This window comes from Kitasatospora sp. NPDC051702, from assembly GCF_040681575.1.
GTDB lineage: Bacteria > Actinomycetota > Actinomycetes > Streptomycetales > Streptomycetaceae > Kitasatospora.
In genome coordinates this window covers 14,936-31,263 of record NZ_JBFAZB010000031.1, presented here as the reverse complement: position 1 = coordinate 31,263, position 16,328 = coordinate 14,936, and the positions used below count along the sequence as shown (strand labels likewise).

General features: G+C 75.3%; 15 protein-coding genes and 1 pseudogene. 6 read left to right on the top strand and 10 right to left on the bottom strand.

Annotation, left to right across the window (positions count from 1 at the left end; genetic code table 11):
* The first annotated feature begins 40 nt into the window (after positions 1–40).
* The 3 genes from AB0N04_RS24295 (at position 41) to msrB (ending at position 2,476) form a co-directional block, all read left to right on the top strand.
* Entirely contained in the window at positions 41–502 is a 462-nt protein-coding gene (locus AB0N04_RS24295) for an indole-3-glycerol phosphate synthase (RefSeq protein WP_360215996.1), read from the top strand.
* Positions 503–636: 134 nt separating this feature from the next.
* Entirely contained in the window at positions 637–2,046 is a 1,410-nt protein-coding gene (murC, locus tag AB0N04_RS24290; protein WP_360215993.1) for a UDP-N-acetylmuramate--L-alanine ligase, read from the top strand.
* Positions 2,047–2,068: 22 nt separating this feature from the next.
* Entirely contained in the window at positions 2,069–2,476 is a 408-nt protein-coding gene (msrB, locus tag AB0N04_RS24285) for a peptide-methionine (R)-S-oxide reductase MsrB (RefSeq protein ID WP_360215990.1), read from the top strand.
* Between the two features lie 104 nt (positions 2,477–2,580).
* Here msrB and AB0N04_RS24280 read toward each other — a convergent pair whose 3' ends face one another.
* From AB0N04_RS24280 to AB0N04_RS24250, 7 genes and pseudogenes are all read right to left on the bottom strand, one after another.
* A complete protein-coding gene (locus AB0N04_RS24280) occupies positions 2,581–3,774 on the bottom strand; it encodes a cytochrome P450 (protein WP_360215987.1) in 1,194 nt (397 codons plus the stop codon).
* A 146-nt stretch (positions 3,775–3,920) separates the two neighbouring features.
* A pseudogene (locus AB0N04_RS24275) lies at positions 3,921–4,448 on the bottom strand (ATP/GTP-binding protein); the annotation flags it as partial.
* A gap of 55 nt (positions 4,449–4,503) precedes the next feature.
* Positions 4,504–4,857: a DUF742 domain-containing protein gene (locus AB0N04_RS24270; RefSeq protein WP_360215984.1), complete on the bottom strand. Its 354-nt coding sequence runs from the start codon at positions 4,855–4,857 to the stop codon at positions 4,504–4,506.
* Entirely contained in the window at positions 4,854–5,285 is a 432-nt protein-coding gene (locus tag AB0N04_RS24265; RefSeq protein WP_360215981.1) for a roadblock/LC7 domain-containing protein, read from the bottom strand. The genes AB0N04_RS24270 and AB0N04_RS24265 overlap by 4 nt, the downstream gene beginning before the upstream one ends.
* Positions 5,282–7,144 carry an ATP-binding protein gene (locus tag AB0N04_RS24260; RefSeq protein ID WP_360215978.1) on the bottom strand — a complete coding sequence of 621 codons (1,863 nt, stop codon included), beginning with the start codon at positions 7,142–7,144 and terminating at the stop codon, positions 5,282–5,284. The genes AB0N04_RS24265 and AB0N04_RS24260 overlap by 4 nt, the downstream gene beginning before the upstream one ends.
* A gap of 107 nt (positions 7,145–7,251) precedes the next feature.
* Positions 7,252–8,262, bottom strand: coding sequence for an MBL fold metallo-hydrolase (locus tag AB0N04_RS24255; RefSeq protein WP_360215975.1), 1,011 nt, complete (start codon positions 8,260–8,262; stop codon positions 7,252–7,254).
* 164 nt (positions 8,263–8,426) lie between these two features.
* The gene (locus AB0N04_RS24250) at positions 8,427–9,173 is read right to left on the bottom strand and encodes a hypothetical protein (protein ID WP_360215972.1); all 747 of its coding nucleotides are present in this window, start codon (positions 9,171–9,173) and stop codon (positions 8,427–8,429) included.
* A 409-nt stretch (positions 9,174–9,582) separates the two neighbouring features.
* Here AB0N04_RS24250 and AB0N04_RS24245 point away from each other — a divergent pair, with 409 nt between their 5' ends.
* The 3 genes from AB0N04_RS24245 to AB0N04_RS24235 all read left to right on the top strand — a co-directional run bounded on the left by AB0N04_RS24245 (position 9,583) and on the right by AB0N04_RS24235 (position 12,940).
* Positions 9,583–10,941: a DUF692 domain-containing protein gene (locus AB0N04_RS24245; protein ID WP_360215969.1), complete on the top strand. Its 1,359-nt coding sequence runs from the start codon at positions 9,583–9,585 to the stop codon at positions 10,939–10,941.
* 46 nt (positions 10,942–10,987) lie between these two features.
* Positions 10,988–12,088: a TIGR04222 domain-containing membrane protein gene (locus AB0N04_RS24240; RefSeq protein WP_360215966.1), complete on the top strand. Its 1,101-nt coding sequence runs from the start codon at positions 10,988–10,990 to the stop codon at positions 12,086–12,088.
* 69 nt (positions 12,089–12,157) lie between these two features.
* Positions 12,158–12,940 carry a TIGR04222 domain-containing membrane protein gene (locus tag AB0N04_RS24235; protein ID WP_360215963.1) on the top strand — a complete coding sequence of 261 codons (783 nt, stop codon included), beginning with the start codon at positions 12,158–12,160 and terminating at the stop codon, positions 12,938–12,940.
* 111 nt (positions 12,941–13,051) lie between these two features.
* Here AB0N04_RS24235 and hemQ read toward each other — a convergent pair whose 3' ends face one another.
* The 3 genes from hemQ to AB0N04_RS24220 form a co-directional block, all read right to left on the bottom strand.
* The gene (gene hemQ / locus AB0N04_RS24230; RefSeq protein WP_360215960.1) at positions 13,052–13,777 is read right to left on the bottom strand and encodes a hydrogen peroxide-dependent heme synthase; all 726 of its coding nucleotides are present in this window, start codon (positions 13,775–13,777) and stop codon (positions 13,052–13,054) included.
* Positions 13,774–15,207 carry a protoporphyrinogen oxidase gene (gene hemG, locus AB0N04_RS24225; protein ID WP_360215957.1) on the bottom strand — a complete coding sequence of 478 codons (1,434 nt, stop codon included), beginning with the start codon at positions 15,205–15,207 and terminating at the stop codon, positions 13,774–13,776. The genes hemQ and hemG overlap by 4 nt, the downstream gene beginning before the upstream one ends.
* Positions 15,208–15,400: 193 nt before the next feature.
* Positions 15,401–16,300: a hypothetical protein gene (locus AB0N04_RS24220; RefSeq protein ID WP_360215954.1), complete on the bottom strand. Its 900-nt coding sequence runs from the start codon at positions 16,298–16,300 to the stop codon at positions 15,401–15,403.
* Between the last annotated feature and the right edge of the window lie 28 nt (positions 16,301–16,328).

Genomic DNA, 16,328 nt, shown 5'->3' with positions numbered 1-16,328 from the left:
CGATGCCGGGGCCCCGGGCCGGCCACTGGAAGGGACTCACGTGTTCAAGACGGTACTGATGATCGAAAAGGCTCTCTCCGACGCCGACGTGGAGCTGGTCACCACGCTCCACAGCGAGGAGAAGGTCTCCTTCGTCGTCCTGATGCAGCCGCGCGGCAAGCAGGACGAACTGCTGCGGGCGCTGGACGACGTCGCCCTCGGCCACCTCGACAAGGTGGTGCACGAACACGACGAGTCCGAGACCGGCCCGACCGTCGCCACCGAATCGCTCGAACACAGCCTGCGCCACCTGCGCGCGGCCGGGGCCGAGGCGATCGGCGAACTGGTCGAGGAGAAACCCCTGGACCGGCTGCGCGCGGCGGTCGAGGAGCACCGCGCGGACGAGGTGGTGGTGCTCACCTCCCCGCACTTCGTGGAGGAGTTCTTCCACCGCGACTGGGCCTCCCAGGCCCGGCACAAGGTGGGGGTCCCGGTGCTGCGGCTGTTCGCCAGCGACTCCTAGCTCCGGCGGCCGGTGGTGCAGAATCGTCCTTGCGGTCCGCCCGCGAGGACGACTCCCATGCGTCCGCCCGCCCTGTCCCGCCCTCCTCGCCCGCCGCCGGGCAGGAGGGGCCCATCGTCCTACGGAGCCCCGCCTTGAACGACGCCGCGCACGACCTGCACGCCCCGCACTTCATCGGCATCGGCGGCGCCGGGATGTCCGGCCTGGCGAAGATCCTCGCGGTGCGCGGCGCCAGCGTCTCCGGCAGCGACTCCAAGGAGTCCGAGACCGTCCTCGCGCTGCGCGCCCTCGGCGCGACGGTGCACGTCGGCCACGCCGCGGAGCACGTGCCGGACGGCACCAGCAGCGTGGTGGTCTCCAGCGCGATCCGCGCCGACAACCCGGAGCTGGCCGCGGCCCGCGAGCGCGGCATCCCGGTGGTGCACCGCTCCGACGCGCTGGCCGCGCTGATGGGCGGGCGCCGGGCGCTGGCCGTGGCCGGCACCCACGGCAAGACCACCACCACCAGCATGCTCGCCGTCGCCCTCGGCGAGCTGGGCCTGGACCCGTCCTACGCGATCGGCGGGGACCTCGACGCGCCCGGCTCCAACGCCCACCACGGCACCGGCGAGATCTTCGTCGCCGAGGCCGACGAGAGCGACCGCAGCTTCCACAAGTACGCGCCCGAGGTGGCGATCGTGCTGAACGTGGAGCTGGACCACCACGCCAACTACGCCTCGATCGACGAGATCCACGAGTCCTTCGAGACCTTCGTCGGCCGGATCACCCCCGGCGGCACCCTGGTCGTCTCGGCCGACCACGACGGCGCCCGCGAGCTGACCGCCCGGGTGGCCGGCCGCGAGGGCCTGAACGTGGTGACCGTCGGCTCCGCCGAGGACGCCGACGTGCGGGTGCGCTCGGTGGTCGCCCACGGCATGACCAGCGAGGTCACCGTGGAGCTGGACGGCGCCGAGCTGGTCTTCACCGTCTCGGTGCCCGGTCGGCACTACGCGCACAACGCGGTCGCCGCGCTGGCCGCCGGCGTCGCGCTGGGCGTCCCGGCCGCCGACCTGGCCAAGGCGCTCGGCGCCTACACCGGCGTGCGCCGCCGCCTCCAGCTCAAGGGCGAGGCCGCCGGCGTCCAGGTGATCGACTCCTACGCCCACCACCCGACCGAGATGACCGCCGACCTGGAGGCGATCCGGGAGGGCCTGGACGGCGCGGGCCGGGTGCTGGTGGTCTTCCAGCCGCACCTGTTCAGCCGCACCCAGCAGCTCGCCGAGGAGATGGGCCGGGCGCTGGCGCTGGCCGACGCCTCCGTGGTGCTGGACATCTACCCGGCCCGCGAGGACCCGATCCCGGGCGTGACCAGCGAGCTGATCGTCGACGCGGCCCGCCGGGCCGGCGCCGACGTCACCCCCGAGCACTCCTTCGCCGCGGCTCCCGCCCTGCTGGCCGGCCTGGCCCGCCCGGGCGACCTGCTGCTCACCATGGGTGCCGGCGACGTCACCAACCTGGGGCCCGAAATTCTGGAGCAGCTCGCGAACGTTGCCACCAACGTCTGACGTACCCCGACCGGGAGCCGTGATGAGCTACGAGATCGAGAAGACCGAGGCCGAGTGGCGGGAGCAGCTCAGCCCGCAGGAGTACCACGTGCTCCGCGAGGCGGGCACCGAGCGCCCGTTCACCGGTGAGTACACCGACACCAAGACGGTCGGCGTCTACGGCTGCCGGGCCTGCGGCGCGGAGCTGTTCAGCTCCACGACCAAGTTCGACAGCCACTGCGGCTGGCCGTCCTACTACGCGCCGCTGGCCGAGGACCGGGTCGAGTACATCGAGGACACCACGCTCGGCATGCGCCGGGTCGAGGTGCGCTGCGCCCGCTGCGGCGGGCACCTGGGCCACGTCTTCGAGGGCGAGGGCTACGGCACCCCGACCGACCAGCGGTACTGCATCAACAGCATCTCGCTGACCCTGAAGCCCGCCGAGGACTGACGGGCGGCGCACCGGACGCGCACGAGGGCCCGGGCACCCGTACCGAAGGGTGCCCGGGCCCTCGTGCATCCGGCGTGGACCGGCGGCGCCCGGCCGCGCCCGGCTCAGCCCACCACCGGGGCGAAGCGGACCGGGAGGTGGACCAGCGCCCGGTGGAAGGGCCCGGGCCGCCACAGCAGCCCGTCGGCCGGCGCGGTCAGTTCGAGGTCGCTGAGCCGGCTGGTGAGCTGCTCGATCGCGGTGATCGCGATCAGCAGCGCCGGGTCGCGGGCCGGGCAGGCGTGCGGGCCGGCCGCCCACGCCAGGTGGGCGCTCTCGCCGCTGCGCAGCTCGGTGCCGTCGGTGGGCGGCGCGGCCTGCGAGTTGGCGGCCGCGTAGGAGACCAGCATCAGCGAGCCGGCCGGGACCTCCCGCCCGTGGAAGGTGATGTCGTAGCGCGGGTAGTGGGCGGAGAGGTTGGCCAGCGGCGGCTCGTGCCAGAGCACCTCGTCGATCGCCTGGTAGGCGGTCATCGCGCCGCCGATGAGCGAGCCGGCGTAGCGGGCGTCGGTGAGCAGGCGCAGCAGGGCGTTGCCGATCAGGTTGGTGGTCGGCTCGTGCCCGGCGATCATGGTGAGGGTGATCTGCCGGATCACCTCGTCGTCCTCCAGCCCGGCCGGGTGGGTGACGAACCAGGAGGTGAGGTCGTGCCGGGGCCGTTCGCGGCGCTCGGCGACCATCGCGGTGACCACCGCGACGAGGTCCCCGTACGCGGCGACGGCCTTCTCGGTGGACTCGATCATCCCGGCGATCCCGGCCACCAGGCGGGTGCGGTGCTCGTCGGGCACGCCGAACCAGGTGGTGAGGACGAAGGCCGGCAGCTGGCGGGCGTACTCGGCGATGAGGTCGGCGGTGCCCGCCCCCTCGAAGCGGTCGATCAGCTGGTGGGCCACCTCGGCGACGCGGCGCTGCAGCCGGTGGGGTTCGAGCAGCGCCAGGCCGTCGGTGATCACCGCACGGTAGCGCTCGTGGACCTCGCCGTCGCTGAACAGGGCGGTCGGGCGGTAGCCGAGCACGGGCAGCAGCGGGTTGTCCGGCGCGACGGTGCGCTGCCACTCCCGGGAGTCCTTGGAGAAGGTGTCGGTGTCGCGCAGCAGGTCCAGGGCGGCCTGGTAGTCGGTGACCAGCAGGGCCTCGACGCCGGGTGCCAGCTCGACCGGGGCCACCGCGCCGTGGCGCCGCAGCCGGTCGTAGACCAGCTGCGGGTCGGCGGCGAAGACCGGGCCGTAGATCGGGGTCGGGCGGGGGTCGGTGCTCACGGGCGCTCCTCGGCGGCGGAGACGGCGGACGCGGCGGAGGGGTCGGCCGTGGCGGGGTCGGCGGACGGGCCGGCGGGGTCGGCGGACGGGCCGGCGGGGTCGGCCGTGGCGGGGTCGGCGGACGGGCCGGCGGGGTCGGCCGTGGCGGGCAGCCCGTCGAGGACGTGCTCGGCCAGGGCGATCAGCGCGTCGAGGCTGGCGCCGCGCTCGCGGGCGTCGCAGAGCAGCAGCGGGGTGGTCGGGTGCAGGTCCAGGTGGGTGCGCAGCACCTCCACCGGGTGGACCGGCGCGTCCGGGAAGCAGTTGACGGCGACGGCGTACGGCAGTCCCTGCTCCTCGACCATGTCCATGATCTCGAAGGAGTCGGCCAGCCGGCGGGTGTCGGCGAGCACCAGGGCGCCGAGGGCGCCGCGGGCGATGTCGTGCCAGAGCGGGAAGAAGCGGCGCTGGCCCGGGGTGCCGAACATGTAGAGCACGACGTTGCCGGGCAGGGTCAGCCGGCCGAAGTCGACGGCGACCGTGGTGGTGGCCTTCTCCGGCAGGCCGGCCAGGTCGTCCACCGGCCGCCCGGTCTCGGTCATCGCCTCCTCGGTGTGCAGGGTGGCGATCTCGGAGAGGGTGCGGATGAGCGTCGTCTTGCCGACCCCGAACGGGCCGGCCACCACCAGTTTCATCAGCGTCTGGTCCCGGTCGGGCAGGTAGCCCACCCGGCTCGGCCGGTCGGCCGGGCTACCGGAGCGCACGGAGTCCAACGAGGAGCCTCTCGACGATGGAGCGGTCGGTCTGCTGGGCGGGCGGGATCGGTGCGCGGGCGCGCAGGCTGCCCGCCTCGACCAGGTCGGCCGCGAGGAAGACGGTGGCGCTGACCGGCAGGCGCAGGTGCGCGGCGGCCTCCACCACGGTCAGCGCGCCGGGGCGCAGCAGTTCCCAGAGCCGCCGGTGTTCGGGTTCCAGGTCGCCCGGCGGTTCGGCGCGGTCCGCGAAGAGCACGGTGAGCCGCTCGAAGCCGGCGGTGCCGGGGCGGCTGCGGCCGCCGGTGGCCAGGTAGGCGGGCACCATCCGCCTGCGGGGTACGGCGGTCATGACCGGTCGGTGGCGTCCTGCTGCCGGGTCGGGCTCGCGAGCGCGCGGCCCAGCGCTGCGACCTGCACCTGCATCTGGTAGGCCACGTTGCCGAGTTGGGCCTCCGGGGAGGTGAAGACGGCGAGCGAGGTGTTCTCCCCGGCCGGGACGACGATGGCGTAGCCGAGGTCGGACTCCACGACGGTCTGGTCCAGCCGGGGGCGCTCGGCGCCGGTGAACGCACCGGTGAACGCGCGGGCGGCGGCGTGCACGGTGGCGGTCATCGCGGCGACCCGCTCGGCGGAGGCCCGGTCGAGCCCGTCCGAGGCGCCCTCGACGAGGCCGTCGCCGGTGGCGATGACCGCGTGCAGCACTCCCGGCAGTTCCAGCAGCGGGGTCAGCACCCACGAGATCTCGTCGGTGGCGGTCTGGCTGGGCGAGCTGCTCACTGCTCGGCTCCTTCAGGGGTCGGGGCGGGCGGACGGGCGGTGGTGTGGACACCGCTGTCGCCGGCCGTGCTGGACGGGTCGGTGGTGCGGGGCGGGCCGGTCGGGTCGGTGGGGTCGGCCGGGTCGGTCGCGCCGGTCCGGCCGGCGGCCCGCGCCACGGCGGCGCGGCCGGAGTCGGTGCCCTGCTGCAGCGCCTCCCAGTGGGCGGCGGCCCGCTCGGGCGTGCGGGCGGGCGCCGCGGCCGCCGCGGACCGCACGGTGGCGGTCACCGCGGCCCCGGCCTGCGGGGCGGCCGCGGGGGCTCCCGGGCCGTCGGCGGCGAGCGGGCTGCGGCGGCGCCGGCTGGGCAGGCCGGTGCCGTCGTCGACCGGGTCGGCCGCCGTCCGCGGCACCACGTGGATGGCCGGCGCGGCGTGCGGGCCCGGCTGGTGGTGCCGGTCGGCGAGCACCGGCGCCCCGCCCTCGTCGGCGTCCCGCATCGGCGGGACGGCGTGGACGGCGGGTGCCGGAGCCGGGCCGGCACCGGCCCGCAGCGGCAGCGGGGTGAGCACCGACAGCGGCTGCTCGTCGTCGACGACCGTCACCAGCGCGGCCGGGATGCGCAGGATGGTCCGCATGCCGCCGTACGGCGAGGGCTCGATGTGACAGGAGAACCCGTACTGGCGGGCCAGCTTGCCGATCACCGCGAAGCCGGTCTTGGGCGGGTTGCCGAGTTCGGTGAGCAGGACGTCGGGCGGGCCGGCCAGCAGCCGCCGGGCGCGGCGCAGCTGGTCCTCGTCCATGCCGATGCCGCTGTCGTCGATGATCACCAGGGCGCCGCGGCCGCCCTGCTGGACGGTGACCGGGATGTCGGTCTCCGGGTGCGAGTAGGCCGAGGCGTTGGCGAGGAGTTCGGCGACCGTGATGGCCAGCGGCTCGGCGGCCCGGGCGACCACGGCGAGGCGCTGTTCGCGGAGGTGGTTGGCGACCTTGATCCGGGCGTAGCCGGGCACCCGGGAGAGCGCGCCGACGACCACCTCGGCGAGCGGCGAGTCGGTGCGGGCCAGCCCCGGCCAGGCCTCGCAGAGCACCGCGACGGTCTGGATCCGGCGCAGCGCGACCTCGTTGCGGAAGTCGACCTCGAGCAGCCGCGGGTCGTCGTTGTCGTGCTGGAGCTGCTGGACCAGGCTCTGGATCTGGTAGAGCAGGGTCTGGATCCGGGAGGTGGCGCCGCGCATCGCGGCGCGGGCGGCGGCGTCGACCCGCTCGCGCTCGTCGGTGAGGGCGGCGGTGGCGGCGTCCAGCACGGACTGCAGCGCCCGGACCGCCTCCGGGCCGACGGCCTGCGGGTCCAGCGGGCCGACCAGCGGGGCGTTGGCGTGGCTGAGCCGCACGGCCGTGGCCGCCACCCGCTCCTGGGCGAGGTGGCCGATCTCGGCGAGCAGCGCCGCGGTGCGCCGCTCGGCCTCGGCCAGCCCGCGTTCGGCCGCCTCGGCCCCGGCCGCGGCGACGGCGGTGCGCTCCTCGGCGGCCCGGGCGTCGTCCTGCGCGGCGCGGGCCGCGTCCCGGGCCGCGCGGACGGTGTCCTCGGCCTCGCGCACCAGGCCGTCGGCCACCCGGGCGCGCTCCTCGGCGGCCCGGCCGCGGGTATCGGCCTCGCGGGCCTCGCCCCTGGCCTCCCGGGCACCCTCCTGGGCCTCCCGCACCCGCCGTTCGGCCTCGACCAGGCGGGCGTCGGCGACGCGCACGCGCTCCTCGGCGTGCGCGCGGGCGGCCTCGGCGGCCGCCGCCCGGGTGACGGCTCCGGCCCGGGCGCGGGCGAGGACGGCCGCCGCCAGGGCGGCGAGCAGTGCCAGGGCTGTCAGCACGATCTGCGTCATCGAAGTCCTCGGGAGTCCTCGGTGGGGCGGGTGCGGGCGGGCGGGCGGGCGCCGGGCCGGGGCGCGGGGCGGGCGGCGGCACCGCCGGCGGCCGCCCCGGCGGGCCGTCAGTCCCGGCCGGTCCGCGGGCGCGGGATGCGGGCGGCGTCCTCGGCGAGCTCCCGGGCCACCTGGGCGACCTGGCCCATGGCCTCCAGGACGTCGGGCACCTCGGTGCCGTCCAGGTGCCGGTACTCGGCGGCGACGGTGAGCACCAGCCGCTCGGGCAGGCCGAGTTCCGGGTGGCGCCGCTCGGCTATCACCCGCCGGGCGGCGTCCAGCGCGGGTACTCCGGCGGCGTGCAGGGCGTGCGCCCGCTCCCGGACGTGGGCGAGGTAGCCGATGTGCTCGCGGACGCCGTCGCGGTCGAGCACCGGGCCGTGGCCGGGCACGAAGATCTCGGCGCCGGTGGCCAGCGCCTGCTCGCAGGCGCCGATGACGTTCTCCAGCGGCCCGGCCCAGTGCGAGGGGTGGTCACCGGGCTGTTCCGGGGTCGAGCTGAAGATCACGTCGCCGGTGAACACGGCGCGCTGGTGCGGGAGGTGGACCATCAGGTCGCCGCCGGTGTGGGCGGCGGGGAGGCTGGAGATCTGCACCGGGTAGTCCCCCACCCGCAGCTCCAGCTCACCGGTGAAGACGGTGTCCGGGCGGACGGGATCGGTGTCGGACCAGTCGAACCGCCCGAAGTGCTCCTTCAGGTAGCCGCCGAGCGCGGAGTCCGGGTCGCTGCCGGTGACCAGCGCGTGCTGCTGCCGGGGGGTGGGCTCCCAGTGGATGTGCTCCAGCGCCTCGCGGGTGGCGATCACCTCGGCGTCCGGCACGACTCCGGCGCCCCACAGGTGGTCGCCGTTGGCGTGGGTGACGACCACCCGGTCGATCCCGACCCCGGCCGGCAGCAGACGGCGGCTGGCCGCGAGGAACTCGCCGGCCAGGGCGGGGTCGTAGGGTGTGTCGATCCAGAGCGCGGTCTTCTCCGAGGCCAGCAGCCCGCAGTTGGCCAGGCCCCAGCCCCGCTTCGGGGGGAGCCACACGTACAGGTCCTCGGCAATCGCGCTCACGTTCGCACGGTTGATCGTCATGTGCGCGATTATGCCCATGCCGACTCGACAACGCGGCAAAACCTGCACGCACTGCAGGAGTTGATGCCCCAGACTCTCCCGAGCTGTCCGGATTCGACCCTCGTGGTCGAGACCAATCGTCTCACTGTCCGGACGATTCGTGGACACTCAGGGCGGATCCCGGCTCAGAGCGGGGGCAGGACGCGACACACCTCGACCGTGACGTCCACGGTGTCCAGACCGATGACCCGCCCCTCCACCGCGACGAATCCTTTCTCCCCCGAGCGGAACAGCGCGGCCAGCGCGGACTTGCGGCCCGCCCCCGCCAGCGCCTCCACCGCCATCGCGGAACCGAAGGCGAACACCCCGCAGAGCACGATGCACGGCGCCTGCCGGGACGTCCGGGTGACGAAGATGAACCCGTGGTCCCGGATCAGTTCCCCGGCCGCGTTGTACAGCGCCTCGAAGGTCATCCCGCCCCACCGGGCGCGGGCCGCGTCCGGGTACTCGACGCGGAAGTCCGGGAACACCGATTCCAGTACGCCGCCGGAGTAGGAGTTGACGCCCGGTCCGCCGATCGAGAAGGTCGGCATCCGCGGATCCTGCGCACCGGCCACGACCAGTTCGATCGTCGCCTTCCGGTTGACCTTCCGCAGCAGGTCGATCAGCTGCGCTATCGCCCGGGCCTCCGCCATCGGCATGAACAGCACGTTCTTGGGCTCCCGGCTGGTCAGCCGGCAGCCGTCCGAGGCGTAGGCGAACTCCGCGACCTCCAGGCTGGGCGTGACGATCTGCACCCGGCCGTACGGGGCGAGCAGCGCCCGCAGGAATCCGTACCGCAGGAACAGCCTCGTCCGGGCGAGGGAGCGGGCCGCGAGGAACCCGATCACGGCCGGGACCGATGCGATCAGAACCTGGAGCAGGATCTCCATATGATCCCCCGGGGGAAGACTCGGCCACGAACTGTGTCCCGTCAGGTAAATCCCCGCCCGCGGCCGGAAATACCCACACCACCGCAATTCGACCCGCCGGAAGATCCGAACTCCTCCCCGCGGGCGCCGGATCCACCGGGCCGGGGGTTCGCGGGCCGTCCGCGGTGCGCCGTCGCGCGCCCCCGCCCACCCCCGGGACCGCCCCCCACCTGCGAGGACGTCAGGATCCGGGGGTTACAGTCCTACCGCGTCAGAACCCAAGCTCAAATAATGCTCTGAGAAGACCGGTCGAGGCTTGGCAGCCACCCCGCCCGGGGACATCCTCAGCATCACGGCCGCGCGGTCCTGGCGACGACGCCCGCACCGTCCGACGGCCGTTCCCACCCAGCCCTCCGAAGGGGGCGAACCGATGACCTCCCCTGCACTTGACCTGCCCGCACGGGCAGCCGCCGGCACCGCCGCCCCGAGCCGCCCGGGCACCCGCCCGGACGTCACCCTCGGCGTGGGCCTCGGCTGGCGCAGCGAGATCGACACCGTCGTCGAACGCCAACCGGGCCTCGACTGGGTCGAGGTGGTCGCCGAGAACATCTGCGCCGACCACCTCCCCGAGTCCCTCACCGCACTGCGCGCCCGCGGCGTCACCGTCGTCCCGCACGGCGTCGCCCTCGGCCTCGGCGGCGCCGACCGACCCGACCCGGACCGGCTCGCCCGGCTCGCCGGGGCGGCCCTCGCGCTCGGCTCCCCACTGGTCACCGAACACCTGGCCTTCGTCCGGGCCGGCGGCCTGGAGGCCGGCCACCTGCTGCCCGTCCCGCGCACCCGGGAGTCCCTGCGGGTGATCGCCGAGAACGTCCGGATCGCCCAGGACCAGCTCCCGGTGCCGCTCGCCCTCGAGAACATCGCCGCCCAGCTGGCCTGGCCCGGGGACGAACTGACCGAGGGGCAGTTCCTCGCCGAACTCGTCGAACGCACCGGCGTCCGGCTGCTGATCGACGTCGCCAACCTGCACACCAACCGGGTCAACCTCGGCATCGACCCGGCCGCCGAACTCGACCGGCTCCCGCTGGAGGCGATCGCCTACGTGCACGTCGCCGGCGGCCGGATGGTCGACGGCGTCTGGCACGACACCCACGCCCACCCGGTCACCCAGCCGGTCCTGGACGTCCTGGCCGAACTCTGCGCCCGGATCACGCCTCCCGGCGTCCTGCTCGAACGGGACGCCGGCTTCCCGCCGCCCAGTGAGCTGGCCGGCGAACTGGACGCCATCCGCGGGGTGCTGGAGGGGAGCACCCCGCGGACGGCCCACCCGGCCGCCACCCGGACCGGGGCACCGCGGCGGAGCGGGCGCACGGACACCCGCACCGAAACGCCGCTCCCGGGCGAGCGCGCGAACCTCCGCCGCCGGCAGGAGGAGCTGCTGGCCGCCCTGGTGGCCGGCGGGCCCGTCCCGGCCGGCTTCGACCCGGCGCAGGTCCGCGCCCAGTCCACCGGGCTGGCCACCAAGCGGCGCGACACCGCCGCCAAGGTGGCGCCCGAACTGCCCCGCCTGCTCGGCGACCGGTACGGGCCGCTGTTCCTCGCGTACGCCCGCACCCACCCGCAGACCGGCGGCTACCGGGCCGACGCCCGGGCCTTCGCCGAGTGGGTGCTCACCGACGGCGGCCCGCCGGCCGCCGAGCACCGCCGGGCGCTGGAGCAGTGGCTCCGCCCGGCCGACGAGCGGCCGTCCGGCCCGCTCGCCCGCCTGCGCCGGGCCCTGCGGCGCTGACAGTCCTTCTCCACAGCACGACACCGCACACTCCGGGGGAACGCCCATGTGGCACGACACCTACTTCCTGATCCCCGCCGCCCTGCTGGCGGCGGCCGTCCTGTACGCCTCGCAGACCCGCCAGCGGGTCGGTCACGTGCCGCGGGCCATGGGCCTGCCCGGGCGCGGCCTGCCGCTGCTGGACGCCGCGTTCCTGGCCGGCGGTCCGGGCCGGGTCTTCGACACCGCACTGGTCCGGATGCACATGGCCGAGCGGGTGGTGATCAGCCGCGCCGGCCTGGTCACCCTGGTCGACCGCCGGCCGTACGACGCGGTCGACCAGGCCGTGATGGACGCCGTCGGCCCGACCGGCAGCCGGGAGATCGCCGCGCTGCGCCGGGAGGTGATGCGCTCGGCCGCCGTGCAGGAGATCGGCGACCGGCTCTCCGACCGCGGGCTGATGCGCCGCCCGGACCGGCTGCGGCGGGCCCGGACCGCGCACCTGCTGCTCCGGCTCGCGGTGCTGGACGTGCTGGCCTTCACGGTCCTCGCCGTGGTCCTCGACGACGGCGAGCCCGGCTACGACCGCGTCTCGTTCTGGGTCCCCGGGTTCCTGCTGCTGGTGGGCCTGGTGGCGCTGGCCGTCACCCGGCCGCACCGGGGCCGGATCACCCCGGCCGGTCGGCGCCAGCTGGCGCTGATGCACGGCAGCACCCCGTGGCGGCCCAGCGCGGGGCTGTCCCCCGCGCTGGCGGGCGGCGCGCTGCTGGGCGCGCTCGCGCTCGGCGGGCTGGCCGCGGCCGGGCTGGACGACCAGGAGCTGGAGGCGGCGATGCTGGAGGCCTCGGCCGAGGAGGAGGCGATGCGGCAGGCGTCCGCGGGCGCCTTCGCGTCCTCGTCCTCCTCGTCCTCCTCCTCGTCGGGTTCCTCCTGCGCCTCCACCACCACCTGGTGCGGCTCCTCCTCCGACTCCGGTTCGTCCGGTTCGTCCGGCTGCGGCGGGAGCAGCAGCTGCGGTTCGTCGTCGTCGAGCTGCGGGTCCTCGTCCAGCAGCTGCGGGTCCTCCTCGTCGAGCTGCGGCTCCTCGTCCAGCAGCTGCGGGTCGTCCTCGTCCAGCTGCGGCTCCTCGTCCAGCAGCTGCGGCGGTGGCGGCGGCTGCGGGTCCTGACGTCACAGTTCGGTATCGCGCACCGGGAAGCCGTTCCCCGGGCCGTCGGACCAGGCATACAACAAGCCCATGTGGTTGCTGTTCCTGATACCGGCGTGCGTCGCGGCGGTGCTGTCCTGCCTCCGGCTGGTGCGGACGACCGCGACCGCCGACGCCCTGGCCGAGCAGGACGGGCTGCGCCCGCCCGAGGCCGTCGGGATCGGGCTGTACGAGACGGCCTACCTGGCCGGCGGACCGGACCGGGTGGTCGAGCTCGCCCTCGTCCTGATGGCCGGCCGGGGGCGGCTGCACCTGGCGCACACGGGGTGGACGACGGTGGTCGACCCCCGGGGCCGCAGCCGCCTGGAGCGCGCGATCGTCGCCACCGTCGGCCCCGAGGGCCAGTGCCGCACCGACGAGCTGCGCCGGGCGATGGCCGGGCACCCGACGGTGCTGGAGATGGGCGCCCGGCTCTCGCTGGCCGGCCTGGCGACTCCGGCCCTGATCCAGCGCAGCACCGTCCTGGTGGTCCGGCAGGTGCGGCACGCACTGCTGCTGACGCTGGTCCTGCTGGCGGCCGCGCTGGCGCTCAGCGGCTTCACCGGTGGTGACGCGCTCGCCCCCCTCGCCTGGTTCTCGCTGCCGCTGGTGCTCACCGCGGGCACGCTGCTGATGGCCCGGGTGGACGTCTACCCCTACACCCGCTGGGCCTCCCCGATCGGTCAGGAGGTGCTGCGCGAGGTGCGCCCGGCCCGCCAGCGCGGCCTCGCCGACGACGAGGAGCGCGAACTGCTCACCGCCGTCGCCATGAACGGCCCCGCCGCCCTCGCCGACCCGCGGCTGCGCGCCGCGCTGCGCCCGCACCGCACCTGAACCCGCGGGCCCGTCGGCCGGACGGCGCACGGTCCCACCGGACGGACCCCGGACGGACCGGAGGCCGGCTCCCCGAGCGGGAACCGGCCTCCGGACACGACGAGCCGCAGGTCAGGCCAGGCCGCCCAGCAGCTCGCTGACCGGCTTGCGGCGGCCGGTGAAGAACGGCACCTCCTCGCGGACGTGCAGCCGGGCCCGGGAGGGGCGCAGGTCGCGCATCAGGTCGACGATCCGGTGCAGCTCGTCCGCCTCGAAGGCGAGCAGCCACTCGTAGTCGCCGAGCGCGAACGAGGCCACCGTGTTGGCCCGCACGTCCGGGTAGCCGCGCGCCATCTGGCCGTGCTCCGCGAGCATCGCGCGCCGCTCGGCGTCCGGCAGCAGGTACCACTCGTAGGAGCGGACGAACGGGTAAACGCAGACGTAGTCGCGCGCGCGCTCGTCGGCGAGGAACGCCGGGATGTGCGACTTGTTGAACTCGGCCGGGCGGTGCAGCGCCATGTTCGACCAGACCGGCTCCAGCCGGCGGCCCAGGGCGGTGCGGCGGAAGCGGTTGTACGCCTCCTGCAGGTCGTCCGAGTCGGCGGCGTGCCACCAGACCATGATGTCGGCGTCGGCGCGCAGACCGGAGACGTCGTAGGTGCCGCGCACGGTGACGTCCTTCGCGGCCAGCTGGGCGAAGAGCTCGTCCACCTCGGCGGCGAGGGCGGTGCGGTCCTCGGGCAGCGCGCCCTCGAGCTTGAACACCGACCACATCGTGTAGCGGATGACCTGGTTCAGGTCGCGTGCCTTCTTCTTCTCGGGCTGCTGCTCCGGCTGCTGCTCAACGGTCTCAGTCATGCGCCCATTCTCCTCTCCGTGGGTCCTTCCCCGGTCGCCGGGGTCAACAGTCCGTCGAGGGCCGCCACCGCGGCGGCCGCCGATCCGATGCACGCCGGGATGCCCACCCCGTCGTAGGCGGCGCCGCACAGCGCCAGCGCACCGACCCGCTCCGCGGCCGAGCGCACCCGGGCCACCCGGTCCAGGTGTCCGACCGGATACTGCGGCAGGCCGGCCCGGAAGCGTGAGACGGCGGTGGCGTACGGCCGTGCGGTCAGCCCGACGGCCTCGCCGAGGTCGGCCAGCGAGCGGGCCACCAGCTCCTCGTCGGGCAGCTCCAGCGCCTCCTCCTCGCGGTGGCGGCCGAGCGAGGTGCGCAGCAGGAACGCGTCCGGTGCCGAGCGCTCCAGCCAGCCCCACTTGTTGGAGGAGAAGGTCGAGGCCTTGATCCGCCGCCCGTCGACCGGCGGCACCAGGAAGCCGCTGCCGGCCGGCGCCCCGGCCAGGTCGGAGCGGCGGAACGCCATCGTCACCAGGGCCATCCCGGCGTACTCGACGGCGTCCAGCCCGGCGGCGGCCGCGGGGGCGTCGGTGCGCAGCAGTCGGGCCGCGGCCGATGCCGGGGCGGCCAGCACCACGGCGTCCGCGTGCAGCGCGGTGCCGTCGCCGGTCAGCACCCGCCAGCCGTCGGGGGTGCGGCGCAGCTCCGTCACCGGGGTGTCGGTGCGCAGGTCGGCGCCGGCCTTCGCGCACGCCGCGGCGACCGCCTCCGGCAGGGTGCCGATGCCGCCGCGCAGGCCCTGGAAGACCGGGGTGCCGACCACCGCGGGCCGCGAGGCGAGCCGGTGCACCCCCTCGACCAGCGAGCCGCCGCCGCGGGCGATCGGCAGCAGCTGCGGTACGGCGGCGCGCAGCGAGATCTCCTCGGCCCGCCCGGCGTAGACGCCGCCGAGCAGGGGTTCGACCAGCCGGTCGACGACCTCCTGGCCGAGCCGGTCGGCGACGTAACGGCCGATCGCCACGTCCTCGCCGACCTCGGTGGTGCGCTCGTGCCGGGCCCGGTCCAGCCCCTCGGCGGTGAGCACCCCGGAGGCGGCCAGCGCGTCGAGGTCGCCGGGGACGCCCATCACCTGGCCGCCCGGCAGCGGGCGCAGCGCGCCCCGCGTCCAGATCGCGGCCTTCGCGGTGGTCGGCGGCTCCAGCGCGTCGGCGAGGCCGACCGCCCGGGCCAGCTCCACCGCCTCCGGGCGCCGGGCCAGCACCGACTCGGCTCCGAGGTCCACCCGGACCCCGCCGACCTCGCCGCCCCACAGCTTGCCGCCGAGCCGTTCCGACGCCTCCAGCAGCGTGACCCGGGCCCGGGCCGGCCCTCCGGCCGCCCCGCTCAGGAAGGCGGCCGCGGCCAGGCCGGCGATCCCACCACCGATGACGACGACGTGTGCATCCGACATGCTCCGCAGTCTCGCAGGTCTTTACCCGGAGTCCTCAATCCGCTGCACGCCCGGCCACCGGCGCGGGCCGGAGCACCCCACCGGAACCGCCCGCGCGGGCCCGTACCGCGCCCCCGGGGAACGGCGCGGGGCCGGGGCCGGACGCACCCCGCAGGGTGGTCCCGCCCCGGCCCCGCCGGTGGTGGTGTGCGGATCAGACGGTGTCGGCGTACCAGATCCGGCTCGGCGGCTCGCCGGCCTCGGTGGCCGCGCTGAACCGCTTGGGCACGCCGGGCCGCAGCGCGGGCTTCAGCACCCGCCAGGTCCGCTCGACGGCCTCACCGGTGAAGCCGTCGAACTCCGGCGTCACCCGGATCAGCACCGCCCCGCCGGGGAGTTCGGCCACCTCGTGGAAGCCCCCCGCGGCGAGGGCCGCGGTGCCGCCGAGCTCGCGGGCGATCTCGCGCGGGACGACCGTCAGCCACTCGTACCCGCGCAGCAGCCGCCGCGACTGCGGCAGCGTCATCCCGGGCAGCGGAGGCCCGACCCGCTCCTCGTGCTCGGTGCGCCCGAGCGTCCGCGCGTAGCCGATCTGCGCGTAGGACGGGTCGACCTCGCGGGCGAAGTCCCGCAGCAGCTCCGTCCAGCCGGCCTGTTCGGCCGGCCCGAAGCGGCCCTCGGGCGCCTGTGCGGAGAGCCTGACCCAGTCCTCGCAGTCCTCGTCCCGGGCGACGCCCATCCGCAGCAGCGGTTCGCCGGGCAGGCCCTCGCCGTCCAGCCGGTAGAGCGCGAGCTCCGCCAGCTGGACGTCCCCGGCCAGCCAGGTCTGCAGCTTGGGCAGGTTCTTCCGGGTCAGGACCTTGGCGCGGTGGGTGATCCGGCCGGTCCTGCGGTTGACGGTGTCGGCCGACACGAAGCCCCAGAGGGCTCCGGCCGGGCCGCAGGGCACCGCCTTGGTCAGCGAGTCCTCGGCCAGGTCGGTGCTGTCGAGGACCGCCTGGAGGGTGGGACCCTCCAGGCGCTCCGCACCCTCGACGAGCCAGCGCCGGGCGAGGTCGGCCAGCGCCTCGGCGCCGGCGTACTCGGTGTCGATCTCGCAGCGGATCGTGTGCATGGGCTCTTCGTTCCTTCTCGACCGGTCC

Bases quoted from the DNA above. Each gene is read 5' to 3' on its own strand.
- msrB (WP_360215990.1), top strand. From the start codon at position 2,069: ATGAGCTACGAGATCGAGAAGACCGAGGCCGAGTGGCGGGAGCAGCTC.
- AB0N04_RS24270 (WP_360215984.1), bottom strand. From the start codon at position 4,857: ATGACCGCCGTACCCCGCAGGCGGATGGTGCCCGCCTACCTGGCCACC.
- AB0N04_RS24260 (WP_360215978.1), bottom strand. From the start codon at position 7,144: ATGACGCAGATCGTGCTGACAGCCCTGGCACTGCTCGCCGCCCTGGCG.
- AB0N04_RS24255 (WP_360215975.1), bottom strand. From the start codon at position 8,262: ATGACGATCAACCGTGCGAACGTGAGCGCGATTGCCGAGGACCTGTAC.
- AB0N04_RS24250 (WP_360215972.1), bottom strand. From the start codon at position 9,173: ATGGAGATCCTGCTCCAGGTTCTGATCGCATCGGTCCCGGCCGTGATC.
- AB0N04_RS24245 (WP_360215969.1), top strand. From the start codon at position 9,583: ATGACCTCCCCTGCACTTGACCTGCCCGCACGGGCAGCCGCCGGCACC.
- AB0N04_RS24240 (WP_360215966.1), top strand. From the start codon at position 10,988: ATGTGGCACGACACCTACTTCCTGATCCCCGCCGCCCTGCTGGCGGCG.
- AB0N04_RS24235 (WP_360215963.1), top strand. From the start codon at position 12,158: ATGTGGTTGCTGTTCCTGATACCGGCGTGCGTCGCGGCGGTGCTGTCC.
- hemQ (WP_360215960.1), bottom strand. From the start codon at position 13,777: ATGACTGAGACCGTTGAGCAGCAGCCGGAGCAGCAGCCCGAGAAGAAG.
- hemG (WP_360215957.1), bottom strand. From the start codon at position 15,207: ATGTCGGATGCACACGTCGTCGTCATCGGTGGTGGGATCGCCGGCCTG.
- AB0N04_RS24220 (WP_360215954.1), bottom strand. From the start codon at position 16,300: ATGCACACGATCCGCTGCGAGATCGACACCGAGTACGCCGGCGCCGAG.